The organism is Aeromonas sp. R7-4 (genome assembly GCF_040908055.1).
GTDB lineage: Bacteria > Pseudomonadota > Gammaproteobacteria > Enterobacterales > Aeromonadaceae > Aeromonas > Aeromonas sanarellii.
The window spans coordinates 66,961-84,688 of sequence record NZ_JBFODA010000050.1; the positions used below are offsets into that span (position 1 = coordinate 66,961).

The 17,728-nt window shown below is 61.9% G+C and carries 14 protein-coding genes; 9 read left to right on the forward strand and 5 right to left on the reverse strand.

The window, feature by feature from the left end:
* Together yidC and mnmE are read left to right on the forward strand one after the other, a co-directional pair.
* Positions 1-1,647: a membrane protein insertase YidC gene (gene yidC, locus AB5Y72_RS13315; protein WP_325783290.1), complete on the forward strand. Its 1,647-nt coding sequence runs from the start codon at positions 1-3 to the stop codon at positions 1,645-1,647.
* Between the two features lie 85 nt (positions 1,648-1,732).
* Entirely contained in the window at positions 1,733-3,094 is a 1,362-nt protein-coding gene (gene mnmE / locus AB5Y72_RS13320) for a tRNA uridine-5-carboxymethylaminomethyl(34) synthesis GTPase MnmE (RefSeq protein WP_219143213.1), read from the forward strand.
* Positions 3,095-3,165: 71 nt separating this feature from the next.
* Here the strand turns inward: mnmE and fhuB are convergent, their stop codons facing one another.
* The 5 genes from fhuB to AB5Y72_RS13345 form a co-directional block, all read right to left on the reverse strand.
* On the reverse strand, positions 3,166-5,145 hold the full coding sequence (fhuB, locus tag AB5Y72_RS13325; protein ID WP_325783282.1) for a Fe(3+)-hydroxamate ABC transporter permease FhuB: 1,980 nt from the start codon (positions 5,143-5,145) through the stop codon (positions 3,166-3,168).
* On the reverse strand, positions 5,142-6,092 hold the full coding sequence (locus AB5Y72_RS13330; RefSeq protein ID WP_325783281.1) for an ABC transporter substrate-binding protein: 951 nt from the start codon (positions 6,090-6,092) through the stop codon (positions 5,142-5,144). The genes fhuB and AB5Y72_RS13330 overlap by 4 nt, the downstream gene beginning before the upstream one ends.
* 13 nt (positions 6,093-6,105) lie before the next feature.
* A complete protein-coding gene (locus tag AB5Y72_RS13335) occupies positions 6,106-6,870 on the reverse strand; it encodes an ATP-binding cassette domain-containing protein (protein WP_325783280.1) in 765 nt (254 codons plus the stop codon).
* A gap of 22 nt (positions 6,871-6,892) precedes the next feature.
* Entirely contained in the window at positions 6,893-8,551 is a 1,659-nt protein-coding gene (locus AB5Y72_RS13340; protein WP_325783279.1) for a multidrug ABC transporter permease/ATP-binding protein, read from the reverse strand.
* 61 nt (positions 8,552-8,612) lie between these two features.
* Positions 8,613-10,721, reverse strand: coding sequence for a TonB-dependent siderophore receptor (locus tag AB5Y72_RS13345; protein ID WP_325783278.1), 2,109 nt, complete (start codon positions 10,719-10,721; stop codon positions 8,613-8,615).
* Positions 10,722-11,103: 382 nt separating this feature from the next.
* On the opposite strand from AB5Y72_RS13345, the gene mioC reads away from it, so the two are divergent.
* The 7 genes from mioC (at position 11,104) to atpB (ending at position 17,728) form a co-directional block, all read left to right on the forward strand.
* Entirely contained in the window at positions 11,104-11,553 is a 450-nt protein-coding gene (gene mioC, locus AB5Y72_RS13350; RefSeq protein WP_318162321.1) for an FMN-binding protein MioC, read from the forward strand.
* Positions 11,554-12,063: 510 nt separating this feature from the next.
* Entirely contained in the window at positions 12,064-13,953 is a 1,890-nt protein-coding gene (gene mnmG, locus AB5Y72_RS13355; protein ID WP_368199070.1) for a tRNA uridine-5-carboxymethylaminomethyl(34) synthesis enzyme MnmG, read from the forward strand.
* A gap of 47 nt (positions 13,954-14,000) precedes the next feature.
* On the forward strand, positions 14,001-14,600 hold the full coding sequence (gene rsmG / locus AB5Y72_RS13360) for a 16S rRNA (guanine(527)-N(7))-methyltransferase RsmG (protein WP_245196095.1): 600 nt from the start codon (positions 14,001-14,003) through the stop codon (positions 14,598-14,600).
* A gap of 27 nt (positions 14,601-14,627) precedes the next feature.
* Positions 14,628-15,431 (forward strand): ParA family protein, encoded by an 804-nt coding sequence (locus AB5Y72_RS13365; RefSeq protein ID WP_209794776.1) that lies wholly within the window; start codon positions 14,628-14,630, stop codon positions 15,429-15,431.
* Complete coding sequence (locus tag AB5Y72_RS13370) at positions 15,428-16,336, forward strand: ParB/RepB/Spo0J family partition protein (RefSeq protein WP_325783276.1); 909 nt, start codon at positions 15,428-15,430, stop codon at positions 16,334-16,336. The genes AB5Y72_RS13365 and AB5Y72_RS13370 overlap by 4 nt, the downstream gene beginning before the upstream one ends.
* A 190-nt stretch (positions 16,337-16,526) precedes the next feature.
* Positions 16,527-16,937, forward strand: a complete 411-nt coding sequence (locus AB5Y72_RS13375) for an ATP synthase subunit I (RefSeq protein ID WP_042079080.1) — start codon at positions 16,527-16,529, stop codon at positions 16,935-16,937.
* A gap of 8 nt (positions 16,938-16,945) precedes the next feature.
* Entirely contained in the window at positions 16,946-17,728 is a 783-nt protein-coding gene (gene atpB, locus AB5Y72_RS13380) for a F0F1 ATP synthase subunit A (protein ID WP_010672266.1), read from the forward strand.

A 17,728-nucleotide genomic window follows, 5' to 3' on the forward strand; every position in this document is an offset into this window, starting at 1 on the left:
ATGGAATCACAACGCAATTTACTCCTGATCGGTTTGCTGTTCGTGAGCTTCTTGCTCTGGCAACAGTGGGAGTCCGACAAGGCTCCGAAGCCGGCCCCGACGACCGTGGCCCAAACCGAACATTTCGTACCTGAAGCCGGTCAGACCGGTGATATTCCCCAGGTTTCCGAGCAAGCAAATGGTAACGCCGCGCGCAAGCTGATCACCGTTTCCTCCGACGTGCTCAAGTTGACCCTGGATACCCAGGGCGGTGACATCGTCTCTGCCGAACTGCTGGCCCACAAGCTGGAAGAAGGCAAGGAACAGCCGTTTACCCTGCTGACCAGCCAGCCGGCGCACCTCTATGTCGCCCAGAGCGGCCTGGTCGGTCGCAACGGCCCGGACAGTCAGGCCGAGGGCCGTCCCACCTATGATGTGGCCCAGACCAGCTATCAGCTGGCCGACGGTCAGGATCAGGTCGTGGTCCCCATGACCTGGACCGACAGCAAGGGCGTGGTCTTCACCAAGGAGTTCGTCCTCAAGCGCGGCGATTACGCCGTGGGTGTCGACTACAAGATCGACAACAAGTCTGCCGAGCCGGTCCAGGTGCAGTTCTACGGTCAGCTGAAGCAGACCATGACCACGCCGAAGGATCAGGAAGGCCATGCCATGGTGGCCAGCGCCTACCGTGGTGGTGCCTTCTCCAGCGACGACAACCGCTACAAGAAGTACACCTTCGACGAGATGAAGGATGCCGACCTGAACAAGACCACCAAGGGTGGCTGGGTCGCCATGCTGCAACACTACTTCGTCTCCGCCTGGGCGCCGAATTCCGAGGACACCAACAGCTTCTACAGCCGCGTGATCCCGGGCAAGGACCAGGCCATCATCGGCTACAAGGCGCCGCTGGTTGACGTCGCCGCCGGCCAGCAGGCCGAGGTGAGCGGCAAGCTGTGGATCGGTCCCAAGCTGCAGGATCAGATGGCCAAGGTGGCCAACCACCTGGATCTGACCGTCGACTACGGCTGGCTCTGGTTCATCGCCCAGCCGCTGCACTGGCTGCTGACCGTGTTCCACGGCTTCGTCCAGAACTGGGGTCTGGCCATCATCATGCTGACCCTGCTGGTGCGCGGCATCATGTTCCCGCTGACCAAGGCCCAGTACACCTCCATGGCCAAGATGCGCATGCTCCAGCCCAAGCTGGCGGCGCTCAAGGAACGCTTCGGCGACGATCGCCAGAAGATGTCCCAGGGCATGATGGAGCTGTACAAGAAGGAGAAGGTCAACCCGCTGGGCGGCTGTCTGCCCATCCTGGTGCAGATGCCCATCTTCATCGCCCTGTACTGGGCTCTGATGGAATCCGTCGAACTGCGCCACGCGCCGTTCGCCCTGTGGATCACCGACCTGTCGGTGAAGGACCCCTTCTTCGTGCTGCCGATCCTCATGGGTGCCTCCATGTGGTACCTGCAGAAGATGAGCCCGACCACCATCACGGACCCGATGCAGCAGAAGGTGATGCAGTTCATGCCGATCATCTTCACCTTCATGTTCCTCTGGTTCCCGGCCGGTCTGACCCTGTACTGGCTGGTGAGCAACGTCATCTCCATCATCCAGCAGACCATCATCTATCGTCAGCTGGAGAAGAAGGGCCTGCATTCCCGCAGCTAATCTTCCCTGATGACAAAAGAGGCGGCCTTCGGGCCGCCTTTTTTATTACAATGTCCGCAATCACCGAACAGACGAGTCAAGCAAGATGACAACAGACACCATAGTGGCACAGGCCACCGCCCCCGGCCGTGGCGGCGTCGGCATAGTCCGGGTCTCAGGCCCCGCCGCCGAGCGGGTCGCCGAAACCGTGCTCGGCAGGCTGCCCAGGGTGCGCTATGCCGAATACCTGCCATTCAGGGACGAGCAGGGCCAGCCGCTGGATCAGGGCATAGCCCTGCTGTTCAAGGCCCCCAACAGCTTCACCGGCGAAGACGTGCTGGAGCTGCAGGGCCATGGCGGCCCCGTCATCCTCGACATGCTGGTGCGCCGCATCCTGCAGATCGAGGGCATCCGCCCCGCCCGCCCCGGCGAGTTCAGCGAGCGCGCCTTCCTCAACGACAAGCTGGATCTGGCCCAGGCCGAAGCCATCGCCGATCTCATCGAGGCCTCCAGCGAGCAGGCCGCCCGCAGCGCCATGCACTCCCTGCAGGGCCAGTTTTCCGGCAAGGTACAGCAGCTGGTGGAGAGCCTCACCCGGTTGCGCATCTATGTGGAGGCCGCCATCGACTTCCCGGACGAGGAGATCGATTTTCTCTCCGACGGCAAGGTGGCGGGGGATCTGTACGCCATCATGGACGAGCTGGATGCCGTGCGCGGCGAGGCCAAGCAGGGCGCCCTGCTGCGGGAAGGGATGAAGGTGGTGATCGCCGGTCGCCCCAACGCCGGCAAGTCGAGCCTGCTCAACGCCCTGGCCGGCCGCGAGTCCGCCATCGTCACCGAGATTGCCGGCACCACCCGAGACGTGCTGCGCGAGCACATCCACCTGGACGGCATGCCGCTGCACATCATCGACACCGCGGGCCTGCGGGACACCCAGGACAAGGTGGAGCAGATCGGCATAGAGCGCGCCTGGGCCGAGATAGAGCAGGCCGATCGGGTGCTGTTCATGGTGGATGGGACCACCACGGATGCGGTCGATCCCCACGAGATCTGGCCGGAATTTGTCGATCGCCTGCCGAAGAACATCGGCCTCACCGTGGTGCGCAACAAGGCGGACCTGACCGGCGAGGATCTGGCGCCGAGTGAGGAGCTGGGCCACGCCGTCTACCGCATCTCCGCCAAGACCGAGCTGGGGCTGCCCGCCCTGCGCGAGCACCTCAAGGCGTGCATGGGCTTCCAGGGCAACACCGAGGGGGGCTTTATGGCCCGCCGCCGCCACCTGGACGCGCTGGAGCGCGCCGCCGAGCGGCTGCTGGTGGCCAAAGAGCAACTCGAGGTCTATGTGGCCGGTGAACTGGTGGCCGAGGAGCTGCGCCTGGCGCAGGAGTCCCTCTCCGAGATCACCGGCGAGTTCAGCTCCGACGATCTGCTGGGCCGGATCTTCTCCAGCTTCTGCATCGGCAAGTAACGCCGCACGGCAGGCAATGAAAAGCCCGGGATGATCCCGGGCTTTTCATTGCGCATTTTTCGATCTGAAAGCTACAGCCGGCGCAGGCACCACATGAAGTAAGCGCCCCCTAACAGGGTGGAGACTAGGCCGACCGGCACCTCCTGCGGGAACAGCACTTGCTGGCCTACCCAGTCCGCCAGCACCATCAGCAGGGCGCCGCAACCGGCCGCCCCGAGCAGGTGCCAGCGCGCCCGCACTAGCCCCATCAGCTTGGCCATGTGGGGCGCCAGCAGGCCGGCGAAGGAGAGCGGCCCTATCACCATGGTGGCGCTGGCGGTGAGCACGGCCACCAGCAGCAGGATGACGAGCTGGGCGCGGCTCAGGCGGATGCCGAGCGCCGTCGCCACCGCCGGCCCCATGGGCATCAGATCCAGCCAGCGGCTCACCAGCAGACAGGCCGCCAGCATCAGCAGCGCCAGCACAGCCAGCGCCATGGCCACCGGCTGGGTAACGTAATAGGTGGAGCCGGACATCCAGGAGAGCAGCTGCTGCACCCGCGGATCGCCGTTGGCCAGCGCTATGGCCTGCAGCGGCTCGAACAGCGCCGTGATGGCGATGCCGGACAGCAGGATCCGCTCCGGCTGAAAACCGTGCTTGCGGTTGATCAGCACCAAGAGCAGCAGGCAGCCAAAGGCCCCCAGCACGCCTCCCAGCAGCATCATGGGCAGCGGCAGCGCAGGCAGCAATAATGCGGCGGCAATGACCCCCATAAAGGTGCCACCGCTCACCCCCAGCAGCTCAGGGCTCGCCATGGGGTTGTTGCTGACCCGCTGCAGCAGGGTGCCCGCCAGCGCCAGCAGCACGCCGGCCGCCCCTGCCGCCAGGGTGCGCGGCAATCGCCACTCCAGCTGGGCTTCCCACCTGAGCCAACTCGGCCAGCCCCAGCCGTGCATCCCCTGCCCGAACAGCAGGGACGCAACTACCGCCAATACCAGCCCCATCAACATCAGGCCGACAAGGCGTGCAGGCGCAGGGTGACGTGCCACCACCAGCCCGGCGGACGCCCTGGGAGTGGACTTGAGGGTGAGGCGCGGGATCAGCCAGAGCAGCAGCGGCGCCCCCAGCAGGGCCGTCATGGCACCGGTCGGGATCAGCACGGGCCAGAAGCGGGTCAGGGATTGCAGCAGCAGATCGGTGGCCGCCAGCAGCAGGGCCCCCAGCACCGGTGCCCACAGCAGGCGTAGGCCGAGCCGCCTCACCCCCAGCATGCGCACCATGACGGGGGCCGCCAGGCCGATGAAACCGACCAGCCCCACTACGCTCACCACGCAGGCGGTGACGAAGACCGCGAGGCCGAGGCCGGCGAATCTCAGGTGCTTGAGGGAGACCCCCAGGCTGCGGGCGCTGGCATCGTCCAGCTCCAGCACTGCCAGGGGACGGGCCAGCAGCGCCGCCAGTACGCTGGCCACCAGCAGCCGTGGCAACAGGTAGCCGACCCCGCTCCAGCTGGTCTGAGCCAATGAGCCGCTGCCCCATACCAGCAGGCCCTTGAGCTCCTCCTGGAAGAACAGCAAGAGCCCCAGGCTGATGGCCGCCAGATAGAGGTTGATCACCAGGCCCGCGAACACGATGACCACCGGGTTGAGCTGACGGCGCCAGGCCAGGGCGAACACCAGCCCCATGGCGAGGCTCCCCCCCGCCATGGCGATCCACTCCCGCCCGATCAGCAGCCAGGAGGGGACAAACAGGGTCACCACCATCAGCGCCAACTGGGCGCCAGAGGCCACCCCCAGGGTTGTGGGGGACGCGAGGGGGTTGCGCAGCACCTGCTGCAGCAGGGTACCGGCAAGGCCGAGGGCGGCACCGGCCAGCAGGCAGATGGCGAGACGCGGCAACCAGCTGAAGTGGATCACCGCCTGACGGGCATCCTCCAGTTGCGGCGAGAACAGGGCCTGCCACCAGGAGACGTCCGGTAGCTGGTGGGCCAGATCCCGGCCGGCCAGCACGCCGATGAGCAACAACAGGGCCAGGCCGGGGCGCAGCAGGGAGGCGGGAAGAAGCTGGTTCATCGGGTGGCCCCCTCGGCGGTCACATGGCTTGCCGGATCGGAGGGTATCTCCCCTTGCAGGGCCCCGCTCAGCAGATCCGCGAAACGGCGGGCGGCGAGCAGACCGCCGAAACTCCAGACGGCGGGCAGGTGCAGCACCTTGCCCTGCTTCACCAACGGCAGATGCTGCCAGAGACCCGGCTCCTGCAGCCGCTCGCTCACCCCCACCGGGATGGGGTCGACCACCACCAGCCGGGCCTCTGGCAGGGCCAGGAACTGCTCCAGGCTGACTACGGCGAAGCCCCAGGCGTTGGTCTCCCCCAGCCAGGCGTTGCGCAGGCCGAGCCGCTCCATCACCGCCTCGAACAGGCTGTGGCGGCCAAATACCCGCACATGGCGCTCGTCGATAAACTGCACCACCAACAAGGGGGGAAGATCGGTCGGCAGTTGTCCCTTCATCCGTGCCAGATCCCGCTCCAGCGCGGCGAGCTGTCGCTCGGCCTCGGCGGTTTTGTTCACCAGGGCGGCTATGGTCAGGGTCGCCTCGTACAGCCGCTGCCACAGATCCGCATCCGGCTCGTAGAGTGCGATGGATTGCACCGGGGCGATGCGGGACAGGGTGGATTCAAGGGATGCCATCAGCGGCGAGATGAGGATGAGGTCGGGTTTGAGCTCCGCCAGCAGCTCGCGATTGGGTTGCATCCGCAGGCCGATATCCACCACCTCCGCCGGCAGCGTCGGCTCCCCCACCCAGGCGCGATAAGACTCCACATCCCCCATGGCCAGCGGCGCCACGCCCAGGGCCAGCAAGATCTCCGCCACCGTCCAGTCGATGGTGGCAATGCGGGGTACCGACTTCACAACTTCGGCTTGAGGGAGGTCTGCAGCGGCAGGCTGCGCTGGCTCGGCCTGCAACAGCAGGGGGGTCAGCAGGCAGCAGAACCAGCCCGTCTTCTTCAATAAACGCATCGAGGTGGCCCCGCTAGACGATGGCGATGGCATGGTCATGGGCCGGGTGGCGAATGACCTCCATGGGGATGCCGTAGATGGCGTGCAGGGTTTCGCCGGTCATGATGTCGTCTGGCACGCCGTGGGTCAGCAGGCGGCCGCCGTGCAGCGCCACCAGCCTGTCGCAGAAGCGGGAGGCCATGTTGATGTCGTGGATGACGATGATGACCCCCAGGTTGAGCTGGCGACTCAACTGCTTGACGAGGGTGAGCACCTCCACCTGATGGGCCACGTCCAGGGCGGCCAGCGGCTCGTCCAGCAGGATGAAGCGACTCCCCTGGGCCAGCAGCATGGCGAGCCAGACCCTCCCCCGCTCGCCGCCGGAGAGGGTATCCACCAGCCGGTCGGCAAAGCGTTCGGTATGGGTCAGCGCGATGGCCCGTTCAACCTGGCGGTGATCTTCCGCTCCCATCCGGCCCAACAGGCCGCGCCAGGGGTAGCGCCCCATCTCCACCAGCTCGCGGCCGAGCAGGTTCTCGGCGCTTGGCAGATGCTGAGGCAGATAGGCCACCTGGCGGGCGAAGTCCCGGTTGCCCCACTCCTGCAGCGGCTTGTCGTCGAACCGGATCTCCCCATCGCTCAGGGGCTGCTGGCGGGCCAGCAGCTTGAGCAGGGTGGACTTGCCCGAGCCGTTGTGGCCGATGAGACCATAGACCTGACCCTGCTCGAAGCGCAGGCTGGTGGGGTGCAGCAGCTGACGGTCGTTGACCGTGAAACTGGCGGCTTTCATCTCAAACATAAAGGGTTCCTGTTGGCCGGATTCAGACCGGCACCTCTGCATTCAAATCCGTATCCAGATGGGCGACCGCATCCCGGCTCACCTGCTCGCGCCGCTCGCCGGTCAGCTCGGTGAGCCGGCCCTGACGCATCTCCAGCAGGCGATCCGCCAGGGAGAAGTAGAGATCGTCGTGGCTGATGGCGATCACCGTCTTGCCCATCTCCTTCAGGCGCGGCAACAGCACCTGATAGAAGATGCGGCGGAACTGGGGATCCTGATCCGCCGCCCACTCGTCAAACAGCATCACCTCCCGCTGCTCCGCCAGCGCCAGCAGCAGGGCGACCCGCTTGCGCTGCCCCTGGGAGAGATCGATGTCGGCGATGAAGCCCTCCTCGATGGCGAGCTTGCTACCCATCTGCAACCGCTCCAGCCACTCTTCAATCAGGGCTTCTTTCGGCTCAGGCCCCAGCAGGTGCTGGAACAGGTGATAGTCGGTGAAGATGGCGGAGAACAGCGCTAGGTAGGCGTTGCGATCGGCGAGGGGTTCACCATCCAGCAGGATCCGACCAGAGACCGGCTGATAGAGGCCGGTCAACAGCATGGCCAGGGTCGACTTGCCGGAGCCGTTGCCCCCGATGATGAAGATCTGCTCCCCCTTCTCGATGGTGAGGTTGATCGGCCCCACGGCGAAGCCGCCCTCCCCCTGATAGTGAAAGCTCACCTCCTCCAGCTGGATCCGCTGCCAGGCACGGGGGGCCGGCGGCAGCGGGAAGGCGGGATCCGGCGAGGCCAATGTCAGGGTCGCTATCTTGTCGAACGCCACCTGGGCGGCGATCAGGGTCGGCAGGGCGCCGATGCCCTGCAGCAGCGGAGTGCGCAGGAACAGCAGGGTCAGGGCGAAGGTGGCGGCCACATTGGTGTTGGCCCAGCCCAGCCCATTGGCCAGGAAGAACACCAGACCAATGGCCCCCAGCATCATGATGTTCGACCAGTTCACCGCGCTCAGGTGATAGGTATCGGCACGAATGATGTGCTGGCGATAGTCCTGAGCGTTCTGTTCATAGAGCCGGTGGTAGACGAAATGGGCCCGCTCGCGGTTGAGCGCCAGCTCCTTGCTGCCGGCGATGATGGACTGGTAGTTCTGATAGAGCCGGTCTTCGGCCTGACGCATGTGGGACAGGTGGCGATAGACATGGTTCACCAGCAGCCAGCCCACCACCATGGTCACCGTGACCCAGAGCGCGGTGACACCGAGCAGGGCGGGAGAGAGCATGCCGAGGTAGATGATGGAGCCCAGAGTCAGCACCAGCCCCTGCACCAGCTCCGGCAGGCGCACGAAGGCGATGGTGATCTGGCCGATGTCGCTGGAGAGGGAGGCCAGCAGCGGCCCCTGCCCTATCTGGCGAATGCGGGCGACGTCGGTGTCCAGCAGCTGCTTGAGCAGGCGGCCGCGCAGGTGATAGACGAAGTGGTGGCCGAGGGTGGTCAGGGCCAGCTGGGAGCCCAGGGTAATGACCAGCAGCAGCAGAATGAGGCCGATCAGCTGGCCAAGCACCGGCAACGGCTCTCCAACTGATTCTATAAGCGATTGATTGATAAAGGCGATAACACCTATCCCACTCACCGCACTGAGCAGACTGAGCAGGGTAATGGCGATGAAGGGCCAACGGTATTGGCGGTAAACCAGTGACAAGAGTTCCATGACAGGCCTGTATACAAAAAGAAGGAGGGCGGGAGCTTGAGGCTCCCGCCCGGCCTGGATCTTACCAGCGGTAGTTGACGGAGCCGACTATGCTGCGCGGCTCACCGTAGTAGCAGTAGTAATCACAGCTCGCCACATAGGTGTCGTTCAGCAGGTTGTTGACGTTGACCTGGGCACGCCAGTTCTTGGCGAAGTCATACCCGATCATCGCATCCCACACCGTCTGGGCCGGCACCTGGGCCGAACCGTAGATGGGGTTGTAGTCCGCATCCACGGCACCTATGCCGACGCTGGAGCCGATGTAACGCACCCCGGTACCGACTTCCAGCCCGGAGACAGGCCCCTGCTGCACCTTGTAGTTGCCCCAGAAGGAGGCCTGGTGACGCGGGATCAGGCTGGCGCGACGATCACCGTTGCCGGTGTCGTTGGTCTTGGCATCGGTGTAGGTATAAGCCGCGGTCAGACGCAGCGCCTCGGTGGCCTGCACGCTCCCTTCCAGTTCGACGCCCTGGGAGGTCACTTCGCCAGCCTGGGTCTGCTGGCCGGAGCCGGTAGAGACGAGCGAGTTGGTCTGCTCCAGATCGAACAGCGCCAGGTTGATGTAACCATCGAGGAAGCTGGGTGCGTACTTGATGCCTGTCTCATACAGCTTGCCTTCCAGCGGCTTGTAGGAGTTCTTGGTGTTCGGGTCTATGCCCGGCAACACCTCGAACGACTCGGCATAGGCAAAGTACGGGGAGAGGCCGTTGTCGGCCAGGTACATCAGGCTGCCGGAGAGCGAGAGGTTGTCATCGTACTGTTTCTCGTTCTTGCTGGTGGCTTCGCTGATGTTGTGGGTCTCCACATAGTCGAAGCGGCCGCCGGCGGTCAGCAACCAGCGATCGTCCCAGCGGATCTGGTGCTGGGCGTAGAGGCCGCTCTGACCCTTGGTGTTCTTCTGATAGGTGGCGGTGGACTCGTCGAAACCGGGGAAGCCGCTGTAATCCGGGTTCATGGTATCGATGGCTCCCATGCCGTAGTTGTCGGCCTCGACCCCTTCGTTCACGTGACGCTGCAGATCGATCCCCAGCAGCAGAGTCTGCTCGGTGCGATCCGTGTTCCAGTAACCCACCATCTGGTTGTCCATGGTGGCGCTCTTGGTGTCGCCGTCACGGTAGACCAGACCACGGTAGGCGGTGGTGCCTTCGTAAGTCGGGAAGATATAGGTCTGGCGCAGCAGCAGATCGTTGTAGTTGAAGCGGACGTTCTGTTTGAACTCCCAGGTCTGGTTGAACTGGTGGGCCAGCTCGTAACCGGTGGAGATCTGGGTGTTGCGGTTGCGATCGTAATCCGGCTGACTCAGGTTGGTGCCGGGATCGATCTGGCCGCCCGAGGTGTTCAGGGTGCCATAGACGGGGAAGAAACCGTTGGTGGGCACCCCTTCGTCGTGCAGGAAGCTGGCCAGCAGGGTGAGGCTGGTGCGATCCGAGATGTCCAGGGTCACGCTCGGCGCCAGGTAGGCGCGCTCGTTGTAGGTGCCATCGAGCACGCCGTCGCGCTCCTTATAGAGCGCAACCATGCGATAGCGGCTGTCGTCGGTCAGATCGTCGGAGAAGTCGACCCCGACCTGACGCAGATCCCGGTTGCCCAGTTGCAGATTGACCAACCCTTGCGGGGTCGCGGTGGGACGCTTGCTGATGGCGTTGATCACACCGCCGGGAGGCGCCTCGCCGTAGAGGATGGAGGCCGGGCCTTTCAGCAGTTCCACGCTTTCCAGACCGAAAGGCTCCGGGGTCCAGACATAGTAGCCGGTGCCGAACAGGCGGTTGCCATCGAGGTATTGGGCGGCATCGAAGCCACGCACCTTGAACCAGTCGGTGTTGTTGTCCGAGCCATAGAGGCCGGTGAGCACACCGGAGCGATAGCGAACGGACTCGTCGAGCTGCTGCACGGCGTGCTGATCCAGCTCCTCGCGATTGACCACGGAGACGGCGCGCGGGGTCTCGGCCATGGGCACTTCGACCTTCATGGCGGTGCCGGTGACCACCATGGTTTCAGCCGCCTTGGGCAGCTCTTTGTCCGCCGGTTCGGCAGCCAGCACCGGCAGGCTCGCCAGCAGGCAGGAGAGCGGCAACAGTTGGGCCCCCTTCTTTCGCATCACTGCATTCTGGGTATTTCTTTGCGCAATCATATAAGTGTCTCAAATATCAATGAGTTATATTTTGGTTTCTTATTATGGGTGCCCAATGCGGCCGGTCTGCCCGACTCCTTAGGCGAATAAAGCGGCACAATGCTACTACAGGAGCCATGATCGAATCGATTCAATAATTGCTAATCATTTGCATCTCTATTGTTACCTGCTGTATCAACGGACGACTTTTCCGGCAGAAAGACTCATTCAGGAGGGTGGTCAAAAGAAGGGAACACAGGGGAAGATGAAAAAGATGGTGAGGGCGGCCTCTGCCATAAAAATAGTGAAGGATCCTTATCCCCAAGCTTTATCCATATTTATCCACATGCTTTGGCGGTAAGATCCCTGCTCTTCACTCTTTCGATGACATCAGGATCATTCCATGGCCAAACTCAACCTCGTCGTCGGCTCCATGCTGGGGGCCTCCGAATATGTCGCAGATCATGTGGCCAGCCTGCTGGAACAGGCGGGCCACCAAGCCGAAATCCACAACCCGGCCAGCCTGGCCGAGATCCTGGCCGAGCCCGAGGCCATACTGCTGGTGATCACCTCCACCCACGGTGCCGGCGACGTGCCCGACAATCTGCAACCCTTCGCTAAGGATCTTGCGGACCAGCGCCCGGATCTCAGCGCCTTGAAATATGGGGTGATCGCCCTGGGGGATCGCAGCTATGACACCTTCTGCCAGGGCGGCAAGACGCTGGATCGGCTGCTGGCCGAGTGCGGAGCAAGCCGGATCGGGGATCGTCTGGAGATAGACGTGACCCAGCACGAGATCCCGGAAGACGCCGCCGAAGCCTGGATCCACGACTGGATGGCCTCGATCGCCTGATCAGGGGGCGGGAGATCCGGTCTCACCCCCCCCGATCTTCCCCTTTATCCCCAGATCCCTATCCACCAGGTTATTAACAGGGGGATCCGGAGAAGTTGTTCCGGCTCGTCACCCACAACACTCCGGATAAATGTGCATAACTACGGTGCAAAGCTCTGCAAAACCTATAGTTATTCATGTATTAGATCCCATGTGACGTGCTCCTGTGTATAAAAACCAGGGTTATCCCCCCGTTCGCCCCTCCAGGATCCAAGCTTTTCCACAAGCAGCGATCGGCTTTAAGCGAATGATCTTTATGATCAAAAATGGCTTATCAACAGAAGTGTCGGATCCTAATAAGAGATCCAATAAAAGATCGATCTAAAGATCCTTAAGATCTATTTAGCGGATCCCTGATCCATACTGATCCTGAAGTAGACGTTCCCCTCCGGATGCTAAACAGATAGAATGATCCGCCCTTCAGACCAGGCAAACAACGATCTTCAGGCGTGCAGATCAAGGTGATCCCCAATGCAATACCATGAACAATTTGATGTGATCGTCGTCGGTGGCGGTCACGCAGGCACAGAAGCAGCGACAGCAGCTGCCCGTATGGGCCTCAACACCCTGTTGCTGACCCACAACATAGACACGCTGGGGCATATGTCCTGCAATCCGGCGATCGGCGGGATCGGCAAGGGACACCTGGTCAAGGAAGTGGATGCCCTCGGTGGAGTCATGGCCCAGGCCATCGATCTCGGCGGGATCCAGTTCCGCACGCTCAACTCTTCCAAGGGGCCTGCCGTACGGGCTACCCGTGCCCAGGCGGATCGCCTGCTCTACAAGGCGGTGGTGCGCCAGACGCTGGAGAACTACCCGAACCTGAAGATCTTCCAGCAGGCCTGCGACGATCTCATCATGGATGGGGATCGGGTGGCCGGTGTCGTTACCCAGAGCGGGATCCGCATCGGTGGCAAGACTGTGGTGCTGACCGTCGGCACCTTCCTGAACGGCCTGATCCACATCGGGATGGAAAACTTCAAGGGTGGTCGCGCCGGGGATCCACCCTCGATCGCCCTGGCCCAGCGCCTGCGTGAAATGCCGCTGCGCATCGATCGTCTCAAGACGGGCACGCCGCCGCGCATCGATGCCCGCACCGTCGATTTTTCCGTGATGCAGGAGCAGCATGGCGACGATCCTCGCCCTGTTTTCTCCTTCATCGGCAACGCCAGCCAGCATCCGCGCCAGGTGCCCTGCTACGTGACCCATACCAACGAGCAGACCCACGAGGTGATCCGCAACAACCTGGATCGCAGCCCCATGTACGCCGGGGTGATCGAAGGCATTGGTCCGCGCTACTGTCCGTCGATCGAGGACAAGATCACCCGCTTTGCCGACAAGACGGCGCACCAGATCTTCGTCGAGCCGGAAGGCCTCACCACCCACGAGCTCTACCCGAACGGGATCTCCACCAGCTTGCCGTTCGACGTGCAGGTGCAGATCGTCCGCTCGATCCGTGGCTTCGAGAACGCCCACATCACCCGCCCTGGCTACGCCATCGAGTACGACTTCTTCGATCCGCGGGATCTCAAGGCCAACATGGAGAGCAAGTGCATCGAGAACCTGTTCTTCGCCGGTCAGATCAACGGCACCACAGGCTATGAAGAGGCTGCCGCCCAGGGGCTGATGGCCGGTCTGAACGCCGGTCTGCGCGCCCAGGGCAAGGATGCCTGGCACCCACGCCGGGATCAGGCCTACATGGGCGTGATGATGGACGACCTCTCCACCCTGGGAACCCGCGAGCCTTACCGCATGTTCACCAGCCGCGCCGAATACCGTCTGCTGCTGCGGGAAGACAACGCCGATCTGCGCCTGACTGCCATCGGTCGCGAGCTGGGTCTGGTGGACGATCATCGCTGGAGCCTGTTCAATGCCAAGGTGGAACAGGTGGAGCAGGAGCGTCAGCGCATGCGCTCGACCTGGATCCACCCGCAGCATCCGTCTCTGGAGGCCGTCAACGCCCTGGTCAACACCCCGCTGACCCGGGAGCAGAGCCTGGAAGAGCTGCTGCGTCGCCCCGAAGTGACTTACGATGCCTTGATGGCCATCGAGGGTGTGGGCCCTGCCCTGGCAGACGCCGCCGCCGCCGACCAGGTGGAGATCCAGATCAAGTACGCCGGTTACATCGAGCGTCAGCACGACGAGGTGGAGAAGCAGCTGCGCAACGAGAACACCCTGCTGCCGCTGGACATGAACTACCGCGACGTGAACGGTCTCTCCAACGAGGTGATTGCCAAGCTGAACGATGCCAAGCCAGAAACCATAGGTCAGGCTTCCCGCATCTCCGGCATCACCCCGGCCGCCATCTCCATCCTGCTGGTACACCTGAAGAAACACGGCCTGCTGCGTAAAACCGCCTGAGGAATTCCCCGTTGGAAAACAAGCTGGAAAGATTGAACGGCCTGCTCATGCAGGCCGGCATTGTTATCACCGATACCCAGAAGACCCAGTTGGTGCAGTTGGTCGAGTTGCTGCACAAGTGGAACAAGGCTTACAATCTCACCTCGGTGCGAGATCCGGACGCCATGCTGGTCAAGCATATCCTCGACAGCCTGGTGGTGAGCCCTCACCTGCAGGGTAAGCGTTTCATCGATGTGGGCACCGGCCCGGGCCTGCCCGGCCTGCCGCTGGCCATCATCAATCCGGACAAGCAGTTCGTGCTGCTCGACAGCCTGGGCAAGCGGATCAACTTCATCCGCCAGGTGATCCTGGAGCTGGGGTTGACCAATGTGACCCCTGTCAAATCTCGGGTGGAGGAGTATCAACCCGAGACGGGGTTTGATGGTGTACTGAGCCGGGCCTTCGCCTCCCTGGAGGACATGCTGAGCTGGTGCCATCATCTGCCGTCACCCGAGGGCAGCTTCCTGGCGCTCAAGGGACAGTACCCCGAGCAGGAACTGGCACAGTTGCCTGCCAGCATTCGTCTGGTCGCCACCCACAAGCTGGTGGTGCCGGAACTGGAAGGCGAGCGCCATCTGCTGGAGTTTAAAGCCATCCAGCCCGAATAGGGCCGCCGCATTCATTTAGGGGACAGTGTGGGAAAAGTCATTGCCATAGCCAACCAGAAGGGTGGAGTGGGTAAAACCACCACCTGTGTGAATCTGGCCGCCTCCATGGCCGCCACCCGGCGCAAGGTGCTGGTGATCGATCTGGATCCGCAGGGCAATGCCACCATGGGCAGCGGTGTCGACAAGTACGATGTCGAACGCACCGCCTATGAACTGCTGATCGAAGATGCCCCCATCGGCGAGGTGATCATCCCCGAGACCTCGGGAGGCTATCACCTGATCGCCGCCAACGCCGACGTGACCGCGGCAGAAATCCGCCTGATGGAGTTCTTTGCCCGCGAGATCCGCCTGCGCAACGCCTTGGCCTCGGTCCGGGACAAGTACGACTACGTCTTCATCGACTGTCCGCCCTCTCTCAACATGCTGACCGTCAACGCCATGGCCGCCGCCGACTCCGTGCTGGTACCCATGCAGTGCGAATACTATGCGCTGGAAGGGCTCACCGCCCTGGTGGACACCATCAGCAAGCTGGCAGCCGTGGTCAATCCGGAGCTGAAGATCGAGGGGGTGCTGCGCACCATGTTCGATCACCGCAACCGGCTGGCCAATGATGTGTCCGATCAGCTGAAACAGCATTTCGGGGACAAGGTCTACCGCACCATCATCCCCCGCAACGTAAGACTGGCGGAGGCGCCGAGCTTTGGCGCTCCGGCCATGCACTATGACAAATCATCGGTGGGAGCCAAGGCCTATCTGGCCCTGGCTGGCGAGATCCTGCGTCGCCAGGAGCAGGAATTCCAGCCGATCACCGCAGATCGAGAGAGCCTATGACGCCGAAGAAACGTGGGTTGGGCAAGGGGCTGGACGCCCTGCTCAGCACCAGCACGGCCGCCCGCCAGAAACAGGTGATGAGCGACCAGCGTACCGAACAAGCCATGGCCCCCGCCAATCAGGGCGAGCTGCGCAAGCTTCCGGTGGAGTGGCTGCAGTCCGGCAAGTACCAGCCCCGCAAGGACATGTCACAGGATGCGCTGGAGGATCTGGCCAACTCCATCCGTGCGCAAGGTGTGATTCAGCCCATAGTGGTACGCTCCATCGGCGAGAACCGATTCGAGATCATCGCCGGTGAACGGCGCTGGCGTGCCTCCCAGCTGGCCCGGCTCGAGGTGGTACCCTGCCTGGTCAAGGAGGTGCCTGACGAGGCGGCTGTCGCCATCGCGCTGATCGAGAACATCCAGCGCGAGGATCTCAACGCCATCGAGGAGGCGGTCGCCCTGCAGCGCCTGCTGACCGAGTTCGAACTGACCCATCAGCAGGTGGCCGATGCGGTGGGCAAGTCCCGCACCACGGTGACCAACCTGTTGCGCCTCAACCAGCTCAACGAGGACGTGAAGCGCTTCGTGGAGCATGGCGATCTCGACATGGGCCATGCCCGTGCCCTGCTGGCCCTGAGCGGCCCGGCCCAGTCCGAGCTGGCCAAACTGGTGTCCCAGAAGGGGCTGACAGTGCGAGATACCGAGAAGCTGGTGCAAAAAGCGCTGGAACCGGCAAAAACCAGGATCGAGCATGTCCGCGATCCCCAGTTTGGTTATCTCGAGCGCCAGATTTCAGAAAAAATTGGCAATCAGGTGCAACTTCAGCCGGGCAAAAAAGATAGCGGCAAGTTAGTAATTAGTTACGATAACTTAGCGGATTTGGACCGGGTATTGGGCTATTTTGGCCTGTCAGAATCGTGATTTTTACGCTTTTTGTAGTAATAAAACATCCATTCCTTTCGTTATGAACATAACCTTAATTTCGCGCGGAAAGCCGCAAAAATTAAGGATTTTTGCCATGTTGCAATAGCCGTCTCCACGGGTATAATTTGACCGGCTTTTCGAGCTGTGAACCTGGGGTCTTCGGATCCCGATTTTTTACAGTTCTGTAATGTTCAGGGGTAGGTTGGTGAAGCAGAAAATAGCCTTGGAAGGTTTGACGCTGGCCTTGGCTATGCTCGTTTGTCAGCTCATCCTGATCCTGGCAATCGGCTCCGTCTGGTTTTATCAGAAGGGGGTCTTTGCCGGACAATCCTCTCTCTACGGAGGGGGGATGTACTGGGTTCCTCAGGCCCTGTTCACGCTCTGGGTTCTGCGCCGCAAGGTGACGAAAGAGAGCGTGGGCCTGGTCTTGCGGGACTTTTATGGTGGGGCAGGGATTAAGCTCATTACTACAACAGGACTTTTCGCCCTGATGTTTGGCGCCGGGATCGAGGTCGACACCGTCTCGTTCTTCGCCACTTATATCCTCGCCCTCGTTGTACAGTGGATAGTTTCATTCACGCTTAACAACCACTATTAGGAAAACTCATGTCTGCAACCGGAGAAGTCCTGACTCCTCAGGGATATATCTCCCACCACCTGACCCATCTGCAAGTAGGGTCCGGGTTCTGGACGGTGAATATCGATTCCATGATATTTTCCGTCGTGCTAGGCGCCCTGTTTATCTGGTTGTTCCGCAAGGTTGCCGTCAAGGCCACCAGCGGTGTGCCCGGTAAGCTTCAGTGCTTTGTGGAGATGCTGGTCGAGTTTGTGAATGGTAACGTCAAAGACATCTTTCATGGTCGCAACAAGGTCATCGCGCCTTTGGCTCTGACGGTGTTCGTGTGGATCTTCCTGATGAACTTCATGGACCTGATCCCCGTTGACTTTATCCCTCACGCTGCACAGTTGATGGGTGTTCCCTATCTGCGTGTGGTTCCCTCTGCTGACGTTAACATCACCATGTCCATGGCTTTGGGCGTGTTCTTCTTGATCCTGTACTACAGCATCAAGGTCAAGGGTATCAGCGGGTTCGTGAAGGAGCTGACGCTTCAGCCTTTCAACCACCCTGCTGCCATCCCGGTTAACTTCATCCTTGAAACCGTCACGTTGATTTCCAAGCCTGTTTCATTGGGTCTGCGACTGTTCGGCAACATGTATGCTGGCGAACTGATCTTCATCCTGATTGCGGGTTTGTTACCCTGGTGGTCACAGTGGATCCTGTCCGTGCCTTGGGCAATCTTCCACATCCTGATCATCACTTTGCAGGCGTTTATCTTCATGGTTCTGACCATCGTCTATCTGTCGATGGCGCAGGAAGACCATGGTTGA